This window comes from Nonomuraea turkmeniaca, assembly GCF_005889735.1.
Taxonomy (GTDB): domain Bacteria; phylum Actinomycetota; class Actinomycetes; order Streptosporangiales; family Streptosporangiaceae; genus Nonomuraea; species Nonomuraea turkmeniaca.
The window spans coordinates 1-17209 of record NZ_VCKY01000231.1; the positions used below are offsets into that span (position 1 = coordinate 1).

The 17209-nt window shown below is 70.4% G+C and carries 19 protein-coding genes; 13 read left to right on the forward strand and 6 right to left on the reverse strand.

The window, feature by feature from the left end:
* The coding region (locus ETD86_RS43315; protein ID WP_211370677.1) for a hypothetical protein at nt 1-416 on the reverse strand (416 nt) is incomplete at its 3' end.
* Between the two features lie 417 nt (nt 417-833).
* On the opposite strand from ETD86_RS43315, the gene ETD86_RS43320 reads away from it, so the two are divergent.
* The 12 genes from ETD86_RS43320 to ETD86_RS43375 all read left to right on the forward strand — a co-directional run bounded on the left by ETD86_RS43320 (nt 834) and on the right by ETD86_RS43375 (nt 11460).
* A complete protein-coding gene (locus tag ETD86_RS43320) occupies nt 834-1502 on the forward strand; it encodes a hypothetical protein (RefSeq protein ID WP_138672457.1) in 669 nt (222 codons plus the stop codon).
* A gap of 1 nt (nt 1503) precedes the next feature.
* Entirely contained in the window at nt 1504-2220 is a 717-nt protein-coding gene (locus ETD86_RS43325) for a CpaE/TadZ family protein (protein ID WP_138672458.1), read from the forward strand.
* Nucleotides 2217-3512 (forward strand): TadA family conjugal transfer-associated ATPase, encoded by a 1296-nt coding sequence (locus ETD86_RS43330; RefSeq protein WP_138672459.1) that lies wholly within the window; start codon nt 2217-2219, stop codon nt 3510-3512. The genes ETD86_RS43325 and ETD86_RS43330 overlap by 4 nt, the downstream gene beginning before the upstream one ends.
* 3 nt (nt 3513-3515) lie before the next feature.
* Nucleotides 3516-4364: a type II secretion system F family protein gene (locus tag ETD86_RS43335; protein ID WP_138672460.1), complete on the forward strand. Its 849-nt coding sequence runs from the start codon at nt 3516-3518 to the stop codon at nt 4362-4364.
* The gene (locus ETD86_RS43340; protein ID WP_138672461.1) at nt 4357-5280 is read left to right on the forward strand and encodes a type II secretion system F family protein; all 924 of its coding nucleotides are present in this window, start codon (nt 4357-4359) and stop codon (nt 5278-5280) included. The genes ETD86_RS43335 and ETD86_RS43340 overlap by 8 nt, the downstream gene beginning before the upstream one ends.
* A complete protein-coding gene (locus ETD86_RS43345; protein ID WP_138672462.1) occupies nt 5277-5525 on the forward strand; it encodes a hypothetical protein in 249 nt (82 codons plus the stop codon). The genes ETD86_RS43340 and ETD86_RS43345 overlap by 4 nt, the downstream gene beginning before the upstream one ends.
* A complete protein-coding gene (locus tag ETD86_RS43350; RefSeq protein WP_246149156.1) occupies nt 5518-5955 on the forward strand; it encodes a TadE family protein in 438 nt (145 codons plus the stop codon). Before ETD86_RS43345 ends, ETD86_RS43350 begins: the two co-directional genes overlap by 8 nt.
* On the forward strand, nt 5952-6350 hold the full coding sequence (locus tag ETD86_RS43355) for a TadE/TadG family type IV pilus assembly protein (protein WP_138672463.1): 399 nt from the start codon (nt 5952-5954) through the stop codon (nt 6348-6350). Before ETD86_RS43350 ends, ETD86_RS43355 begins: the two co-directional genes overlap by 4 nt.
* Entirely contained in the window at nt 6343-6753 is a 411-nt protein-coding gene (locus ETD86_RS43360) for a TadE/TadG family type IV pilus assembly protein (protein WP_246149161.1), read from the forward strand. The genes ETD86_RS43355 and ETD86_RS43360 overlap by 8 nt, the downstream gene beginning before the upstream one ends.
* A gap of 413 nt (nt 6754-7166) precedes the next feature.
* Nucleotides 7167-9911 (forward strand): hypothetical protein, encoded by a 2745-nt coding sequence (locus ETD86_RS43365; RefSeq protein WP_246149164.1) that lies wholly within the window; start codon nt 7167-7169, stop codon nt 9909-9911.
* A complete protein-coding gene (locus ETD86_RS43370; protein WP_138672464.1) occupies nt 9908-10507 on the forward strand; it encodes a hypothetical protein in 600 nt (199 codons plus the stop codon). The genes ETD86_RS43365 and ETD86_RS43370 overlap by 4 nt, the downstream gene beginning before the upstream one ends.
* Complete coding sequence (locus ETD86_RS43375; RefSeq protein ID WP_246149168.1) at nt 10504-11460, forward strand: hypothetical protein; 957 nt, start codon at nt 10504-10506, stop codon at nt 11458-11460. Before ETD86_RS43370 ends, ETD86_RS43375 begins: the two co-directional genes overlap by 4 nt.
* Here the strand turns inward: ETD86_RS43375 and ETD86_RS43380 are convergent.
* Nucleotides 11453-11884, reverse strand: a complete 432-nt coding sequence (locus ETD86_RS43380; protein ID WP_138672466.1) for a MarR family winged helix-turn-helix transcriptional regulator — start codon at nt 11882-11884, stop codon at nt 11453-11455. The two genes, ETD86_RS43375 and ETD86_RS43380, sit on opposite strands and share 8 nt — an antisense overlap.
* Before the next feature lie 90 nt (nt 11885-11974).
* Here ETD86_RS43380 and ETD86_RS43385 point away from each other — a divergent pair, with 90 nt between their 5' ends.
* On the forward strand, nt 11975-13126 hold the full coding sequence (locus tag ETD86_RS43385) for an MFS transporter (RefSeq protein ID WP_138672467.1): 1152 nt from the start codon (nt 11975-11977) through the stop codon (nt 13124-13126).
* 315 nt (nt 13127-13441) lie between these two features.
* Here the strand turns inward: ETD86_RS43385 and ETD86_RS43390 are convergent, their stop codons facing one another.
* The 4 genes from ETD86_RS43390 to ETD86_RS43405 all read right to left on the reverse strand — a co-directional run.
* The gene (locus ETD86_RS43390; RefSeq protein ID WP_138672468.1) at nt 13442-14305 is read right to left on the reverse strand and encodes an RpnC/YadD family protein; all 864 of its coding nucleotides are present in this window, start codon (nt 14303-14305) and stop codon (nt 13442-13444) included.
* 31 nt (nt 14306-14336) lie between these two features.
* Entirely contained in the window at nt 14337-14849 is a 513-nt protein-coding gene (locus ETD86_RS43395) for a methylated-DNA--[protein]-cysteine S-methyltransferase (RefSeq protein ID WP_138672469.1), read from the reverse strand.
* Complete coding sequence (locus ETD86_RS43400) at nt 14846-16231, reverse strand: DNA-3-methyladenine glycosylase 2 family protein (protein WP_138672470.1); 1386 nt, start codon at nt 16229-16231, stop codon at nt 14846-14848. Before ETD86_RS43400 ends, ETD86_RS43395 begins: the two co-directional genes overlap by 4 nt.
* A gap of 113 nt (nt 16232-16344) precedes the next feature.
* A partial coding sequence (locus ETD86_RS43405; RefSeq protein ID WP_138672471.1) for an MFS transporter occupies nt 16345-17209 on the reverse strand: 865 nt, incomplete at its 5' end.

The window sequence follows — 17209 nt, forward strand, 5'->3', positions numbered from 1 at the left end:
TGTTTTTTTTTTTCAAGCAGAAGCCGGCATACGAGTTGTCTTAGGGTCTCGTGGGCTCGGAGATGTGTATAAGAGAAAGGGCGGGGATCGAGCGTGACCTTGTCGCCGTCGCGGAGCACGGAGGTGGCCGGGGCGCGCGGGTCGAGCGGGCGGCCGTCACGCCACATGACCGGCTCCTGCCCGGGCGGTGGGCCGGCCCGCTCGGGCCGGCGCGGGTGGGGCACGCGGAACCCGGCGTCCTCAGGTGGGAGCCCGGCGGACATGCCGTAGGGCGCTCTGGCTCTGGGCAGCCGGACGACCTTCGCCAGCGGGCCACTGAGCGCTTCACTCACCCTGGCCACCGTGGTGTTGTCGTCGCCGTCGATCACGACCTCGCGGTCGCCCTGCCCGCCGAGCACGGTGAGCATGATCCGCATGGTGCCGTCTCCTCGCTCGACATCGGCCGCCAAGGTAGCGCCCGAAGCGAGGCTAGGCCGGTCGGTTGACATCACCGGCATGGCTCGTTGTTTCTGTGGATGGAGGGGGATGGCGCTCCAGCCGCCTGTGGACAAGACGCCCGCCCGGCACAGGCCGACGAGCCGGCCCATTGGTGGGCATAAATCCGCGAAGAGCAGTTAATTCTGTGTCTGATGTGACTCATGTGGCAAACACGCGGAACTACCGGCAAAAATGCCCAGCCGTCAACTCGATAGAAACAATAAGCATTGATTATTTGCCATTGACATCCCGCCACCTGCGAAACAAGCATTGGTCCTCGCATTCCGCCCCCGCCATCCCGACAAGCCCCACATAATGGCGTGGATTCCGCAATTCACCTTGGGAGCCCCCCACCCATGAGGACCAGTGAAAAGCCTGCCGTCAACGCGGCGGCGGGGTTGTCCGGCCCGGCCTCGCGCAAGCTCCCCGTGCCACCCCGGGAACGCAAGCCGGCGCTGGCCGCGCTGGCCGTCCTGCTCATACTCGGCGGCGCGCTGGCCACGACCCTGCTCGTGCTCAACAGCGGCGACCGCGTCTCGGCCATCAGGGTCACCCAGCAGGTCGGCGCAGGGCAGAAGTTCCCGCCCGAGGCGCTCGAAGAGGTGAAGATCGCTGACACGGGCGTCGACTTCGTCAGCTGGTCGCAGCGCCAGCAGGTCGTCAACAGCTTCGCGGCCGTCACGATCCTCCCCGGCACCCTGTTGACGAACCAGATGGGCGTCCGCGCCAGCACCGAGCTCGGCGAGGGAAAGGCCACAATCGGATTGGCGCTCAAACCAGGACAAATGCCTGCTGGCATCCAGCAGGGCGATCGCGTGCAGGTGATATTCGTGCCGAGTCGCTCCAGCCAGGGACAAACGCGCGTCCTGGCGTCCAGCGCGCTTGTGTTCGCCGCCGGCGACAAGTCCAGATCTGGAAATTCCGGCCAGATCACCGTGGTCGTGGATTCGGCGGCCGCGCCGGAAATAGCGGCGTTCGCCTCCACCGGTGAGATCGCGGTGGCCGAGCTGCCGGGGGCACGCTGACGTGGGACTGATCGTGCTGGCCGCCGACAAGGGCGCGCCGGGGGTGACGACGGCCGCGACGGCCCTGGCCGCGGTCTGGCCGCGGCCGGTGCTGCTGGCCGAGTGCGACCCGGCCGGCGGCGACCTCGCCTACCGGCTGCCCGCCGCTGACGGCGGCGTGCTCAACCCGGGCAAGGGCCTGCTCACGCTGGGCGCGACGGCGCGGCGCGGCCTGGAGCCCGCCCAGATACACCAGCACACGCAGAAGATCATCGGTGGGCTGGACGTGCTGGCCGGTCTCACCCATGGAGAGCAGGCCGCCGGCCTGACCTGGTTGTGGGGCCCGCTCGGCAGGTCGCTCGCCGCCATCCCGAACGCCGACGTCATCGCCGACTGCGGCCGCCTCGGCGCCCACCCGCAGCTCGGCGACCTGCTGGCCGAGGCCGAGCAGGTCGTGCTGCTGACCAGGGCGACCCTCGACCACGTCGCCCACCTGCGCGAACGCCTCCAGGTCACCAAGGCCCACGGCGTCGTGGTGATCGCCGACCCGCGTGCCTACCGCGCCTCGATCGAGGACGTCCGCAGGATCGTCGGCCCCAGCGTGCAGTTCGTCTACGGTCTCGCGTACGACCCCAAGGGCGCCGAGCTCCTGCGCGGCCAGTGGGGCGGCCGCCTGGACCGCTCACTCCTCATCCGTACGGCCCGCGACCTCGCGGCGAGGCTGGTGAGCCACCGATGATCGATCACTCGCTGGTCAAGCGGTTCCGCCAGGAGGTCGGCGACCGCCTCGCCCACCAGCGCAGGCTCGACCAGGCCAACGGCCTGCCCGCGATGACCGGGGAGGACGAGCGCCAGTTCGCCAGGGCGCTGATCTCCCAGGTGCTCGAGGAGCACGCGCGCAGCGAGATCGGCCTCGGCCGTACCCCTCCCACCGTGGAAGAGGAGGAGGCGCTCGCGGCCGGCATCCACGCCGCGTTGTTCGGCGTGGGCCGCCTGCAGCCGCTGCTCGACGACCCCGAGGTCGAGAACATCGACATCAACGGCTGCGACAAGGTCTTCGTCAGCTACGCCGACGGCCAGGAGCTCATGCACGACCCCGTCGCCGAGTCCGACGACGAGCTGATCGAGCTCATCCAGATCCTGGCGGCGTACTCGGGCCTGTCGAGCAGGCCGTTCGACACCGCCAACCCGCAGCTCGACCTGCGCCTTCCCGACGGCTCCCGGCTGAGCGCGGTCATGGACGTCACGGTCAGGCCGGCGGTCTCGATCCGCCGCGCCCGCCTGGGCAAGGTCTTCATGTCCGATCTAGTCGGCAACGGCACGATAAGTCCGGACGTGGGGAGGTTCTTGAGTGCGGCCGTCGCCGCCCGCAAGAACCTCATGATCGCCGGCTCGACCAACGCCGGCAAGACCACCCTGCTCAGAGGCCTGGCCAACGAGATCCCGCCCAGCGAGCGCCTCATCACCGTCGAACGCGCCCTCGAGCTCGGCCTCGACCAGTTCCCCGAGCTCCACCCCAACGTCATCGCCTTCGAGCAGCGCCTGCCCAACTCCGAGGGCCAGGGCGAGATCTCCATGGCCGAGCTGGTCAGACGCTCCCTGCGGATGAACCCCAGCCGCGTCATCGTCGGCGAGGTCCTCGGCGACGAGATCGTCACCATGCTCAACGCGATGACCCAGGGCAACGACGGCTCCCTGTCGACCATCCACGCCAACTCCAGCATGGAGGTCTTCAACCGCATCGCCACCTACGCCCTGCAGGCCGGCGAGCGCCTCCCCATCGACGCCACCCACATGCTGATCGCCGGCGCCATCGACTTCGTGATCTTCATCGAGAAGCGCAACGACTACCACCGTGGCGGCACCTTGCGCCGCTACGTCTCCAGCATCCGCGAGGTCAACGGCTGCGACGGCCGCGTCCTGTCGAGCGAGGTGTTCGCACCGGGACCCGACGGCGGCGCCGTTCCGCACGCGCCGGTCTCCTGCCTGGACGAGCTCATGGCTCACGGCTACACCCCAGGGGGATGGTGACGGATGGCGCTCGCTTTCGACCCGCTCGCCCTGCTGGCCGGTGCCGTGGCCGGGGGCGGCCTGTTCCTGTTCTTCCTCTCCCTCTACGGCCTGCGCCCCCGCCCACCGCAGCCCAAGCGCCACCTGATCAAGATGCTGACCACCCGCGCCGCGATCGCCGCCGTGGCCGCCACCATCGTCCTGGTGGTCACCCGCTGGCCGGTCGTGGCGGTGGGAACGGTGCTGCTCGTGTTCGCCTGGCGCGGGCTGTCGGGCGGCGCGGCCGAGGAACGCGTCGCGATGCGCCGCCTCGAAGGGCTGGCCGCCTGGACCGAGTCGCTGCGTGACACCATCGCCGGCGCGGCCGGGCTCGAACAGGCCATCCCCTCGTCGATCAGGGCCGCCGCCCCCACGCTCAGGCCCCACCTGCGGGCCATGATCGACCGGCTGCACACCAGGATGGCGCTGCCCGAGGCGCTCGCCCTCTTCGCCGATGAGCTCGACGACCCCTCCGCCGACCTGGTGGTGGCCGCGCTCATCCTCAATTCCAAACTCCGCGGCCCCGGCCTGCGCGACGTGCTCGGCGCGCTGGCCGTCTCGGCCCGAGAGGAGCTCGACATGCGCCGCCGCGTCGAGGCGGAACGCCGTGCGACCAGGCGCAGCGTCCAGATCGTCGTGGGCACCGCGCTGCTCTTCGCCGCGATCCTCGTGGTGTTCAACCCCACCTACGTCGCCGAGTACGAGGGCCTCCTCGGCCAGGCCGTGCTCGTGGTGGTGGCCGGGCTGTTCGGGGCGGGGTTCGCCTGGATGAGGCGGCTGGCCAGGTTCGACAAGCCGACGCGGCTGCTGATGGGAGGGGGCGGCAATGGTTGAGGGCGCGCTGGCCGGCGCCGTACTGGGACTCGGCCTGTTCGTGTTCGTGCGGGCGCTGTTCCCGGCCCGCCCCGGGCTGGTGGCGCGGCTGCTCGCGCTCGACGCCGTACGCGAGGACGCCGGCGCCCCCCGCATTCAGCTCGTGCTGCCGGACGAGGAGGTCAGCGCGTTCCGCCGCGGCCTCGGCGTGCGGCTGGCCCGCCTGTACGGCGCCCGCGGCTGGGAGGCGAGATCGGTCAAAGCGGACCTGGCCCTGGTGGGACGGTCGTTCGAGGCGTTCCTGGCGACCAAGGCGCTGCTGGCCGCCAGCGGCCTGCTGGCGTTCCCGCTGCTGCTCGGCTGGCTGGTGCTCATGGAATGGGGCACCTCGCTCACCATCCCGTTCTGGACTTCCGTGCTCGTGGCGATCCTGTTCTTCTTCCTGCCCGACCTGCAGGTGAAGAAGGAGGCGGCGGCCAGGAGGCGCGACTTCCGCCACGCCGTGGGCGCGTTCCTCGACCTCGTCTCCATGAACCTGGCCGGCGGCCGCGGCGTGCCCGAGGCGCTCATGATGGCCGTCTCGGTCAGCGGCGAGCGCCCCAACTGGGCGATGGGCCGCATCCGCGACGCGCTGAGCGGCGCCAGGATCGTCGGCATCACCCCCTGGCAGGCGCTCGGCCAGCTCGGCGAGGAGATCAACGTCGACGAGCTGCGCGACCTGTCCGCCGCGCTCGGCCTGGTGGCCGACGACGGCGCCAAAGTACGCGCCTCGCTCACGGCCAGGGCCGCCACCCTGCGCCGCCGCGAACTGGCGGAGATCGAAGGCCGGGCAGGCGAGCGATCGCAGTCGATGCTCGTGGCCCAGCTCCTGCTCTGCGCCGGATTCGTGATTTTCCTCAGTTTTCCCGCCGCTATGAAGATGTTGGGGGTCTCATGAACCATCCCTGGATCATTTACCTGACCGCGTGGCTGAGCTCGCGGATTCACCGTGCCCGTACCGCGCCCACCCGCGGCGCCTCCGCCGTGGAATGGGTGATCATCACCGCCATCATCGCCGGCGTGGCGCTCGGCCTGGCCACCTTGATCAGGACTCTGGTGGAGCAGCAGCAGGAGCAGATCCGGGACAATTTCGGCGGAGACGGCGCCGGTGGTGTCGGCGGCGGCAACGGTGGCGGTGGCTAGGCCCCGCGACGGCGAGCGCGGCGAGCGCGGCGTGACCGCGATCGAGCTGGCCATCCTCATGCCGGTCGTCCTCGCGGTATCGCTGCTCATCGTGCAGGTGGCGCTCTGGTTCCACGGGCGGCAGGTGGCCGAGGCGGCCGCCAGGGAAGGCGCCCGCGTCGCCAGGGCGGCGCCGATCGACTCGGGCGACTGGCCGGGCGCGGCCACGGCCAAGGCCACCGACATCGTGCGGGCCATCGGGCCGCGGTTGCTCGACAACGCCACCGCCACGACGTCCGAAAGGGAGCCCGACGAGCGCTTCGTCACGGTGACCGGCAGCGCCGTACAGGTCATTCCGCTGCTGCCGCCGCTCGCGTTCACGATCACCGCGACCGCGGGCGGGCCCGTCGAGTGCTTCCGCCCCGACGACGGCGGCGAGGACTGCGGATGATCACAGATCCCGAGCGCGGCTCCATGGCCGTGGAGACGGTCATGCTGGCCCCGCTCTTCCTGCTGTTCCTCATGTTCCTCGCCGGAGCCGGCGTGCTGGTGGAGTCGCAGGGGCGGGTCAACGGGGCGGCCAGGGACGCCGCCAGGGCGGCGTCGGTGCAGCGTACGTTCGACGAGGCCGAGGCGGCCGCCGAGGCCATCACCGAGAGCGCGCTCACCGGACCCTGCGGGTCGCCGTCGGTGTCGCTGGACGGCTCGGAGTGGGAGCAGGGCGGCCAGGTCCAGGCCCAGGTGACCTGCGAGCTGGACCTCGGCTTCCTCGGGTTCGGCGGCACCACCCAGATGACCGGCACGGCCGTGGTGCCTCTGGAGCAGTTCAGGAGGATCGATGAGTGAACGCGGCTCGATGTCGGTGTTCACCGTGCTGTTCTCCGTGGTCGTGTTCCTCCTGGCCGGCCTGCTGGTGGACGGCGGGGCGGCGATCAACGCCCGGCTGCGCGCCGCGGACGTGGCCGAGCAGGCCGCGCGCGCCGGCGCCGACCAGATCGACGTCGACCACCTCCGCGCCACCGGCGAGACCCGGCTGCTCGGCGACGACCAGGTGTGCGCGCGGGCCGACGAGATCGTCGCGGCCCAGGGCGGCGACGACGTGACCAGCGGCGAGTGCTCGGTGGGGCAGGGGCAGGCGCTGGTCACGGTCAGCGTGTCGGTGCGGTGGGAGGCGTTCTTCCTCGGCGCGATCGGTTTCCCCGGCGATGAGGTGACCGGCGAGGCCACGGCCGCGCCCGAAGCGAGATAGACCGAATCTCTTCACTCGATGGATTGCGGAACGGGCGAGGCAACACGCTGGACGGGAGACCCGAAGGGTGCGGAGCTCCCGAGGTAAAGGAGCGCAGGGTGCGGAGCTCCCGAGGTAAAGGAGCGCAGGGTGCGGAGCTCCCGAGGTAAAGGAGCGCAGGGTGCGGAGCTCCCGAGGTAAAGGAGCGCAGGGTGCGGAGCTCCCGAGGTAAAGGAGCGCAGGGTGCGGAGCTCCCGAGGTAAAGGAGCGCAGGGTGCGGAGCTCCCGAGGTAAAGGAGCGCAGGGTGCGGAGCTCCCGAGGTAAAGGAGCGCAGGGTGCGGAGCTCCCGAGGTAAAGGAGCGCAGGGTGCGGAGCTCCCGAGGTAAAGGAGCACAGGGTGCGGAGCCCCCGAGGTAAAGGAGACGAAGAGGCGATGCCGACGCGAGAGCCCGGGCGCCCCCAGGGGCGGCACACGTCCGCGCGCATGCCTGCCAGGCGCAGCGCAGGCGACGTGCTCGCCGGGCTTGCGGCGCTGGTCGTGCTGGTCGCGCTCGTGGGCGGGGTGCCGTACGCGCTGCTCACGTTCATCGGTCCGCCGCTCAGACCCGAGCTGCTCGACCTCGAGACGTTCACCAGCCGCGTCGGCCCCAGCACGATCGTGGCGGTGCTGGTGCTCCTCGTGTGGCTGGCCTGGTTCCAGCTGTTCGCGTGTGTGCTCGTCGAGGTGTACGCCGGGGTCCGCCGGGTGGGCATGCCCGCCCGCGTGCCGCTTTCCGGCGGCACCCAGGCCCTGGCCAACAAGCTCGTCGGCGCCGTGCTGCTGCTGTTCACGACCGGGGCGATGCTCGCGCCGATCGCCAAGCTGACGCCCACTCCCGCCGCCCCGCCCGTGACGGCGGTCGCGTACTCCGCGCCGATCGTCGAGAAGACCCTGGAGACGAACAAGACCAAGAAGGTGTACGTGGTGCAGCCCCCGCACGGCCGCCACCACGAAAGCCTGTGGGAGATCGCGGAGAAGTGCCTGGGGGACGGCCGCCGCTATCCCGAGATCTACCGGCTCAACCAGGCGAAAGCGCAACCGGACGGCACCCGGCTGAAGATGGCCGACCTGATCAGGCCCGGCTGGGTGCTTGATATGCCGGACGACGCCAGGAACGTCCACATCGTCCCCGTCGACCAGCCACGCGATCAGACGTTGCGCGAGCACCCGGGCCGTGCGCAGGTGCCCGACGACGGCAGGGCCCACGCGGAGGTCGAGAAGGAGAAGCGGGGCTCGGCCAAGCACCGCCTGCCCGAGCAGCAGGACCAGCGGCGTCAGGAGGCCGAGCAGCAGCCGATCGTCCGCGAGAGCCAGAACAACGAGCTGGTCGAGTACCTGGCCGGGGCCTCGCTGGCGGCCGCCGGGCTGCTGCTCGTGCTGGCCAGGCGGCGGCGCGAGCAGCTCTGGCGCCGGGTGTTCGGTCGCAGGATCGCCCGCCCGCGCGGCGACGCCGCCGAGGCCGAGGTCGCGCTCCGGCTGGGCGGGGACGCGCCGGGCGCCCGCATCCTGGACGTCGGCCTGCGCGTGCTCGGCGCCGAGCTGGCGAGGCAGAACCGGACCCCGCCCATCGTGTACGCGGCCCACCTGTCGCCGCGCACGCTCGACCTGTGGGTGCATCCGCCGGACCCCGACCCGCCCGCGCCCTGGACGGCCGAGGACGGCGGCCAGGTGTGGCGGCTGCCGGCGCACGAAGGCCGGCTGCTGCCGGACCGGACGAGCCCGTGGGGGGCACGAGCCGGCGACCATGACCACACCCAGCCGGGCGGGGCGCCGTACCCGGGATTGGTCTCCATCGGCACGAACGTGCACGGACGAGTGCTCATCGACCTGGAGGCCGCCCAGGGCCTCATCAACGTCCGCGGCCCGCAGACCACGGCCGCGCTGGCCGCCCTCGCCGTCGAGCTGGCCACCAACCGCTGGTCCGACCGCATGCGCGTCACGCTCGTCGGCTTCGGTGAGGAGCTGACCGCCATCGCGCCCGATCGCATCAGGGCCGTCGGCGGCCTGGCCGAGGTGCTCCCCGAGCTGGAGGCCGCCGCGGCCCCGCGCAGGGAGGTGCTGACCGGCCGCATCAGCGGCAGCCCGCGCGACGCCCACTACCTGCTGTCCGCGGTCGCGCCCACGCATGAGGAGGCGCGCCGGCTGGCGCTGCTGGCCCGCAGGGACACCGCCGGGTACGTGGTCGCGGGCGACGTCCCGCACGCCACCTGGACGCTGGAGATCACCGACGACGGCAAGGCCAAGATCACCGAGCTGGGCTTCGAGGTGGACGCCCAGCTCCTGCCCCGCCGCCACTACCGGGCGCTCGTCGAGCTGTTCCGGACGGCCGGGCGGCTCGACGGCGAGGACATCCCCGAGGCTGATCCGCTGCCGGGGCTGCACCCGCCGGCCGTCGAGATCAGGATGCTCGGCCCCATCGAGGTCCTCGGCCTCGGCCCGCTGGAGGACGGCCGGCTGGCGCTGGCCACGGAGCTGCTGGTCTACCTGGCCACGCATCCGGGCGGCGTGCATCCCGTCGTGCTCGGCGGGGTGTTGTGGCCGCGCGGCGTGCAGGACCTGGTCAGGGACGCCACGATCGCCAGGGTCGCCGAATGGCTGGGGCCCCGGCATCTGCTCACCGACGAGGCCGGCCGGCTGCGGCTGGGGCCCGAGGTGCGTACGGACTGGGCGCTCTTCCGCGAGCTCGTCCGCCGCTCGCACGGCGACCGGATGGCCAGGGCCGTGCTGCTGGAGAAGGCGCTCGGCCTGGTGAGGGGGCCGCTGCTGACCGGCAGGCCGCCCGGCAGGTACGCGTGGCTGGCGGCCGAAGACTTGGAGTACGACGTGGCCGCCGAGGTCGCCGACGCGGCACACCAGCTCTGCGAGATCAGGCTCGGACAGGACCAGCCGGACGCCGCGGTGGCCGCCGTACGCGCGGCCCTGCTGCTGGCGGCCGACGACGAGGGCCTGTGGCGCGACCTGCTGCGGGCCACGCACGCGACCGAGGACGTCGTACGCCTGCGCGCCGTCGTCGAGGGCCTGACCAGAAGGGCTGCCTCGCACCCGTACGGCGGCGGGATGGCCCCGGAGACCGAGGCGTTGATCGAGGAACTGCTGCCCACGTGGCGCATCCATGTGGTGAGGGAGTCGTCGGCATGAGACGAATGGCGATGGTACTGATGCTGCTGGCAGCGGCGGCATGTGGCCGGACCGAGGAGCACTATCGGCCGCAGGAGGCGCCGACGCCCGCGAAGAGCGTCACAGCACAGGCCGAGCCCACGGGGGAGGGGTTTCCGCCCGGCGAGCAGATCATCGACATCGGCGAGGGTCTCCGCGTGCGGGTGGAGTGGCCCGCGAACCCCGACCCGCTGCTGAAGGTCATGGTCGACCAGTACGTCGGCACCCGCCAGGCCGTCGTCGAGGGAAAGCGTGGCTACAAGCGCAACCTCGAGATCGACGCCGAGGCCCAGGCGACCGAGTGGGTAAACGAGCTCATCGATCAGGAACGCTCGATGCGCGGAACAGGCCGCATCTACAACCTGCGGGTCAGCGCGCGTATGGGCAGGGGCGCCCAGATCGACGCGTGCGTCGACGAGTCGAAAGTGCGCCTTGTCTCCTCCCGCACCGGGGAGGTCGTCTCCCCTCACCCTGATTGGACCCGCCCTTACGCCGAGAGCGTGGCCGCGCACCACGGTGACGACGGAGTGTGGCGCATCAGGTCCTACCTCACTCCCAGAGAAGGATGCACCCGATGAAAGCGTTGATCTCGTTCGCGACGGCAGGACTGCTGCTCCTGCCCTCTTTGAGCGCCCAGGATCCAGGGCCGGGGAATGACACGTCCGCCCGTGGCTCCCAGACCGGTAAATCTGGGGAACAACTACGCGCGGAAATCGAGTCGAGACGGATCAAGATCTCCGGTAACGGCGCCAAGGGCGGCAAGGGCGATGGCTTCCGGATGAAGCGGCCGTGCTGGTACGAACCCTTCCTGAACGCCGAGGACATGCACCGCTTCTTCACCGAGGGCCGGGACGCGGCCAACCGAGCGCGGATAGACGAGGAGAGCCGCCGCGAATTCGTCCAGCCGTTCAAGGACCGGCTGGGCCAGGAGGGGCTGTGGTGGACGCCCGCCTACAACAAGGGCGATCCGGCAGGCGCGGCCTGCTGGGCGGCGCTCCAACAGTTCCTGTTCGTGCCGCCTGGGGTCACGCCGCCCTCGGGAATCACGATCGAGCAGCTGGCCGAGCTCGCCAGGGCCGCGATGACCGTGCCCGAGCAGACCGTCAAGCTCAACCCCGACGCCAAGAGCTTCGTGAATCTCCCCACCCACGTCTGGCTGGAAGGGATAGGCGAGACACGCCGTTCGGTCACGGCCGAGATCCCGGGCGTCATGAGCGTGACCGTGGTGGCCACGCTCCAGGACCTCAAGATCGACCCCGGCACCACTCCGGATCGTGCTGAGGTGACCGCGAGCGGTTGCGGCACGGCAGGGAAGCCGTACGTCAAAGGCGGCGCGTTCTCCTGCGGCGTGCGTTATCTGCGTTCGTCGATCGATCAGCCGCGCGAGACGTACCCGCTGACCGTCACCGCCGTGTGGCCGGTGGAGGTCCAGGGCGACGTGGTCCCGTTCCAGTTCGCGCCGGTGGAGCTCAGCGTGACCCGGGACGTGCCGGTCGGTGAGATCCAGAGCAACGTCAAGCCGCCTAACTGAGGACCGCGGCGAGCGGGGCGAGCTCCGGCTGCTCCGCCGCCTCGGCCAGCACCTCCTTGAGCACGGCGTCGTGCGTCGGGCGGGCCTGCGCGAGCAGGTCCCGTCCGTCCTGCGTGACTTCGGAGTAGATGCCGCGCCTGTCGTCCTCGCACAGGTAGCGCCTGAGCAGCCCGCGGTTCTCCAGCCTGGTGACGAGGCGCGTGGTGGCGCTCTGGCTGAGCACGACCGCGCGGGCCAGCTGCTGCATGCGCATGTGCCAGCCGTCCTGACGGCCCAGCACGTCCAGCACTGTGTATTCGCTCACACTCAGGCTGTGCTCCTTCTGGAGTGCTTTCTCCAGCTTGTCCTCGATTTTCGCGTGCAATGCCGCGAGGGTGCGCCAGCCCTGTGCGCGCGCTTCGACGGCGTCATCGGCTATGGGCATGTGACAGCCTCCTCGGCATCCTTGTATGGTCAGTTAGTCGGCGTGTGCAAATAATGTCCACGCTCACTAACATCGTCTGAGGAGTATTCTATGCCTCTCGCCCTGTTCGCCCTCGCGATCAGCGCTTTCGGCATCGGGACCACGGAGTTCATCATCAACGGCCTCCTGCCCGATCTGGCGGCCGACTTCAGCGTGACCATCCCGGCCGCCGGGCTGCTGGTGTCCGGTTACGCCCTGGGGGTGGCGGTCGGCGGACCGCCGCTGACCATGCTCGGCGGGCGGTTGCCACGTAAGACCATGTTGCTGGCGTTGATGGTGTTGTTCATCGCGGGCAACCTGTTGTCGGCGCTGGCGCCCTCGTACGGGGTGCTGATGGTCGGCCGGTTCCTGGCGGCCTTCGCGCACGGCGCGTACTTCGGGGTCGGCTCGGTCGTGGCCGCCGACCTGGTGGCGCCGCAGCGGCGGGCCAGCGCGATCGCCCTGATGTTCACCGGCCTGACGCTCGCCAACGTTCTCGGGGTGCCGCTCGGGACGTGGATCGGGCAGTCGTTCGGCTGGCGGGCGACGTTCTGGGTCGTGGTGGCCATCGGCCTGATCGGCCTCGTGGGCGTGCTCGCCCTCGTGCCCCGGCAGCCGCGTCCCGAGGGCAGCCTGCTCCGGGAGCTGGGAACCTTCCGTCAGCGTGGGGTCTGGCTGGCCCTGGCGATGACCGTCTTCGGCTTCGCGCCCGTCTTCGCGGTCATCACGTTCGTGGCGCCCATCATGACCGGCGTGGGGGGCTTCTCGCCGGGCGCGGTGCCGGCGGTGATGGCGCTGTTCGGCGTGGGGCTGGTCGTGGGCAACCTGATCGGCGGCAAACTGGCCGACCGGGCCGTCATGCCCAGCATCTACGGCTCGGTCGGCCTGCTCACGCTGCTGGCCGTGGTGGTCGCCCTGGTGTCGGGCAATCAGCCGGCCTTCATCGTCGCGATCACGTTGTTCGGCGTGGCGGCCTTTGCCACGGTCCCGCCTCTGCAGACCCGCGTCCTGGACGCCGCCGCCGGCGCCCCGACGCTGGCTTCGGCCGCCAACATCGGCGCCTTCAACGTGGGCAACGCGATCGGCTCCTTCGCGGCCGGCCTCACGATCGACGCGGGCCTTGGCTACACGGCTCCTGCTTGGACTGCTGCTGTGTTGGGCGCGGTGGGACTGCTGGTGGCGGGGGTGGCGGGGATCCAGTCCCGTCGCCTCGCACCGGCCTGAACCGGGGACAGGGCTGGCGCGGAGCTGTGCCAGCCCTGGTCGGCTCAATGCGGTTGCCTACTGGTGCCGTTGGTTTCGAGGGCGTTTGGGCAAGGGCGGAACAGATCGTCAACGCAGTCGGCTGTAGCGGCCTCATAGATCCAGATCTGGAGGAGCTCAAGGTCGTCGCAGTGGGTGAAGCGTTCCCGTATGTGGTGGGGCACGTCAACGTCGCGCGCCGCCAGGATTATCGTGAGTGCCCTGGCCAGGCCCAAGCCGAACCACTCGCGAAGCGGCTCGCTCCTGGGCCGGGCCCATCCATCGACTACCCTGTCTCTAGACGAACAGATCATCGGCGTTCCCGGCGGTGGCGGCCTTGCGGACCCAGGATCTGAGGACGTCCAGGTCGGTGCACTCGGTGATGCGCTTTCGCGTCTCGTCGGGCACGGGAATGCCTCGCGCCTCCAGGACGAGGAGGATGGACTCGGCCTCGCCTTCGGCCTTCCCCTTGGCCTCTCCTTCGGCGACCCACTCGAGAAAAAACTCGCTTCTGGACTCGGCTGCCATGGTCATCACGACCTCCCTAACTTTGGTGATCATGGACTGGGGGAGACACGCAAACGCAAGCTCAGCATAGTCTTTGAGCTCCTTGGGCCCATGCGTGACTGCGTAGAGGAGCGTGAGGACCACCTTCAGGCCGGACTCGTTGCGGCCGTGCAGGATGGCCGAAATGGTGGCGAGCTCGGGTTGTTCGATGGCCTGGCAGATGTCGGTGATCATCGGGATCCCGTCCGGGCCCACGACGATCGGGTACAGCACAAACCCGGGATGCCCCATGTCGATGGCTTTCGCGCACCACTGGGCTGTTTTCGTGTCCTCGCAGAAGACCAGGAGTAGCGCTGGGCACTTCACGTGAGACCGGAGAGTGGCCAGGTATACCGGCCAACTCCACTGTTTGCGTTCGTCGGGTGTCCGCTGAACCTCCAGCACGATTGCCGACACCGGCTTGTTCTCGTTTGTCAGCACGACGACCGAATCCGCCCGGTATTCAGTGGGTGCCCATTCGTTGAAGTCGCAGCTACCCAACCGAGCATCTTCGAAGGGGGATACGGAGACGCCCGCCTGTTCCAGCAGGATGGCGGCCAGAGATGGGCGTCTCCGAACGAGCTCTATGAGGAACTCGTGTTGCAGAGTTGGCATGCCGAACATATTACCGAATGGAGTCGAGTCATTACTGTAGGTAGGTGATTCCTCCGGCTTCATGGGCAATCAGCCACTCTTTGACCGGTACGCCGTAGTAATAGCCGCCATACCCTCCCGTGCTCGGCAGCACCCGGTGGCATGGGACGAACGGTGCGATCAGGTTCTGTGCGCAGGCCGACCCGGCCGCCCGCGCCGCCGTCTTCGGCAGCCCCGCCCGTTCGGCCAGCTCCGCGTACGACACGGTCGTCCCCGCCTTGACCTCGCGCAACGCCTCGTGCAGTCGCTTGCGTGTCGGGCTGCCGGGCTGGGAGACCGGGATGGCGTCCAGGGCGTCGAGGTCGCCCGCCAGGTACGCGCGGACGGCCTCCGACGCCGCACCCAGGTCGTCCACCACCTCCAGGCCCTCCGCCTGGAGTGCGGGGGTGAGGCGGGCGTACATCTCCTTCGGATCGGCGGTGAAGCCGGCGGCGACCAGGACTCCCTCGCGGGACAGCAGGGACAGCGGGCCGACGGGGGTCGGGACGAGTTGTGCGGCGATCATGATGAGCTCCAAAGGTGCAGCGCGGCGTAGGCCCGCCAGGGCCGCCACCGCTCGATGTGGTCGTCGGCGATGCCCAGGGCGACCATGCGCTTCTTGAGCACGAGGTCACCCGCGGGCCAGGCGTCGGGGTCGCGGAGCGCCCGCAACGCGATGTAGCTGGCCGTCCACGGGCCGATGCCGGGGACTTCGAGCAGCCCCGCCACCGCCTCCGCGGGGTCCTGGCCGCCGTCCAGGTCGATCTGGCCCTCGTCCAGGCGTGCCGCCAGGTCCTTGAGGGTCTCGATCCGGCGGTTGGTCAGGCCCAGGCCGGTGAGGTCGGTCTCCAGGAGGTGGGCCGGCGTGGGGAAGAGGCCTCCGGGTGCGGCGGCCCTGGCGACGATGCGGCCGAGCAGCGTACGGGCGCCCGCCACCGAGATCTGCTGGCCCACCACTGCCCGCACCGCCAGCTCGAAGCCGTCGAACGCCCCCGGCACCCGCAACCCGGGCCGGGCCGCCACCAAAGTCCCGAGCGAGGTCTCACCGAGCACCTCGGAGATGGCGTCCGGGTCGGCGTCCAGGTCGAGGAGGCGGCGGCAGCGGGCCACGACGCGGGCGAGCTGCCTCGCGTCCTCCACTGCCACGTCCAGGGCGATGTGGTCCTGCCGCGGCGTGAGGGTGATCGTCCCGCCCGGCACGGCCCGTGAGTACGATGTCCGGTCCGCCACCTCCAGTCCCGGGATGGCCCGGGCTGCCAAAAACGCGAAGACGCTCTCCACGTCGTACGGCTCCCGCCGGTGCAGCCGCAGCCTGAGCGACGCGTCGGAGACCCGCGGGCCGGCCGTGGCCCGCAGCTCGCTCGGCGTGAAGCCGTACGTCTCCCGCATCGTCGCGTTGAACTGCCGCACGCTGCCGAACCCGGCCGCGAACGCCACCTCCGTCACCGGCAGCCCCGTCTCCGTCAGGAGCTGCTTGGCCAGCAGCAGCCGCTTCGTCCGTGCCACCGCCAGCGGCCCGACGCCCAGCTCGGCCACGAAGAGCCGGTGCAGGTGCCGCTCGGTGATGTGCAGCCGCCTGGCGAGCCCGGCGACGCCCTGTTCGTCGGCCCCGCCGTCGTCGATCAGCCGCAAGGCCCGGCCGACGAGGTCGCCGCGAACGTCCCAGCCGGGGTCGCCGGGGGAGAGCTCGGGACGGCAGCGCTTGCACGGGCGGAAGCCGGCGGCCTCGGCCGACGCCGCGTGCCGGTAGAAGCGCACGTTGCGCGACGCAGGCGTGCGGGCGGGGCAGATCGGACGGCAGTAGATGCGCGTCGTCGTCACCGCCGTGTAGAAGCGCCCGTCGAACCGGGCGTCCCTGGCCGAGACGGCCCGGTAACAGGAGTCGAAGTCGAGCTCTACTGGTGACATGTCTTCGACGTTATGCGCTTTTCAGAGCGTTGACCGGCGGAAATCGGACGCCACCGTCAAAAGCCAGGTCAGCAGGTCGCAGTAGCTGACCGGCAGGAATCGGACATGGATTCTCAGGGGTGTCGGCGGAGCTGCGAGAGGTGGATCGGGATCCAGCTCACGGCCATGATCAGGGCACCCGCCCACAGCGCCGCTCGCACGCCCCAGATCTCGCCGAGCACACCCGCGAGCAGGCCGCCCAGACCGAGCGCGCCCATGAGCAGCAGCCGCATCGTGGCCGTCATCCGGCCCAGCAGGTCGTCGGGTGTGACACGTTGCCGCAGGCTGACGAGCAGCACGTTGTTGACCCCGGTACGGAACGTCAGCACGAACCAGGCCGCCGCGCCCGCCCACAACCACGGCCCCCGATCCAGGAACGGGATCACCAGTGACGCGGGCGCGGTGGCCAGGCTGACGAGCCATGTGGCCCGGCCGGTGCCGAGGCGGCGGCCGATCAGGTGGGCGAATGACGAGCCCGCCAGCACGCCGAGCCCGCCGACGGCGAGGTACGTGCCGAGCACCCACTCCGGGTAGCCGAGCTCGCCCACGACGAGCAACGGCAGCAGGACCGAGCAGAGCGGGAACGCCAGGTTCGCCATCGTCCCTTGGACCAGGGCCGCCACGAGGACCTGGTTACCGAAGAGGAAACGTACCCCGGCCGAGATCTGCCGCCCGATCGGCTCCCGGCGCTCCAGGACGACCGGTGGCTCGGGGACGCGGCGCAGCCAGGCCGCCGACCAGAGGTAGCTCAACGCGTCCGCCAGCACGGCGACCGGCGCCCCAGCGACCTGCACCAGCACTCCGGCCGCGCTCCGCCCCGCGACGTCCATGCCCGCGCCCATCCCCACCAGCAGCGAGTTCGCCGACGTCAGCCGCTCGCGCCCCACCAGTCCGGGCACGAGGCTCATCGACGCCACGTCGAACACCAACGTGCCCGCC

Excerpts from the sequence above, each read along its gene's own strand:
- ETD86_RS43320 (WP_138672457.1), top strand. The coding sequence starts at position 834 with ATGAGGACCAGTGAAAAGCCTGCCGTCAACGCGGCGGCGGGGTTGTCC.
- ETD86_RS43330 (WP_138672459.1), top strand. The coding sequence starts at position 2,217 with ATGATCGATCACTCGCTGGTCAAGCGGTTCCGCCAGGAGGTCGGCGAC.
- ETD86_RS43335 (WP_138672460.1), top strand. The coding sequence starts at position 3,516 with ATGGCGCTCGCTTTCGACCCGCTCGCCCTGCTGGCCGGTGCCGTGGCC.
- ETD86_RS43340 (WP_138672461.1), top strand. The coding sequence starts at position 4,357 with ATGGTTGAGGGCGCGCTGGCCGGCGCCGTACTGGGACTCGGCCTGTTC.
- ETD86_RS43345 (WP_138672462.1), top strand. The coding sequence starts at position 5,277 with ATGAACCATCCCTGGATCATTTACCTGACCGCGTGGCTGAGCTCGCGG.
- ETD86_RS43355 (WP_138672463.1), top strand. The coding sequence starts at position 5,952 with ATGATCACAGATCCCGAGCGCGGCTCCATGGCCGTGGAGACGGTCATG.
- ETD86_RS43360 (WP_246149161.1), top strand. The coding sequence starts at position 6,343 with ATGAGTGAACGCGGCTCGATGTCGGTGTTCACCGTGCTGTTCTCCGTG.
- ETD86_RS43365 (WP_246149164.1), top strand. The coding sequence starts at position 7,167 with ATGCCGACGCGAGAGCCCGGGCGCCCCCAGGGGCGGCACACGTCCGCG.
- ETD86_RS43370 (WP_138672464.1), top strand. The coding sequence starts at position 9,908 with ATGAGACGAATGGCGATGGTACTGATGCTGCTGGCAGCGGCGGCATGT.
- ETD86_RS43375 (WP_246149168.1), top strand. The coding sequence starts at position 10,504 with ATGAAAGCGTTGATCTCGTTCGCGACGGCAGGACTGCTGCTCCTGCCC.
- ETD86_RS43380 (WP_138672466.1), bottom strand. The coding sequence starts at position 11,884 with ATGCCCATAGCCGATGACGCCGTCGAAGCGCGCGCACAGGGCTGGCGC.
- ETD86_RS43385 (WP_138672467.1), top strand. The coding sequence starts at position 11,975 with ATGCCTCTCGCCCTGTTCGCCCTCGCGATCAGCGCTTTCGGCATCGGG.
- ETD86_RS43390 (WP_138672468.1), bottom strand. The coding sequence starts at position 14,305 with ATGCCAACTCTGCAACACGAGTTCCTCATAGAGCTCGTTCGGAGACGC.
- ETD86_RS43395 (WP_138672469.1), bottom strand. The coding sequence starts at position 14,849 with ATGATCGCCGCACAACTCGTCCCGACCCCCGTCGGCCCGCTGTCCCTG.
- ETD86_RS43400 (WP_138672470.1), bottom strand. The coding sequence starts at position 16,231 with ATGTCACCAGTAGAGCTCGACTTCGACTCCTGTTACCGGGCCGTCTCG.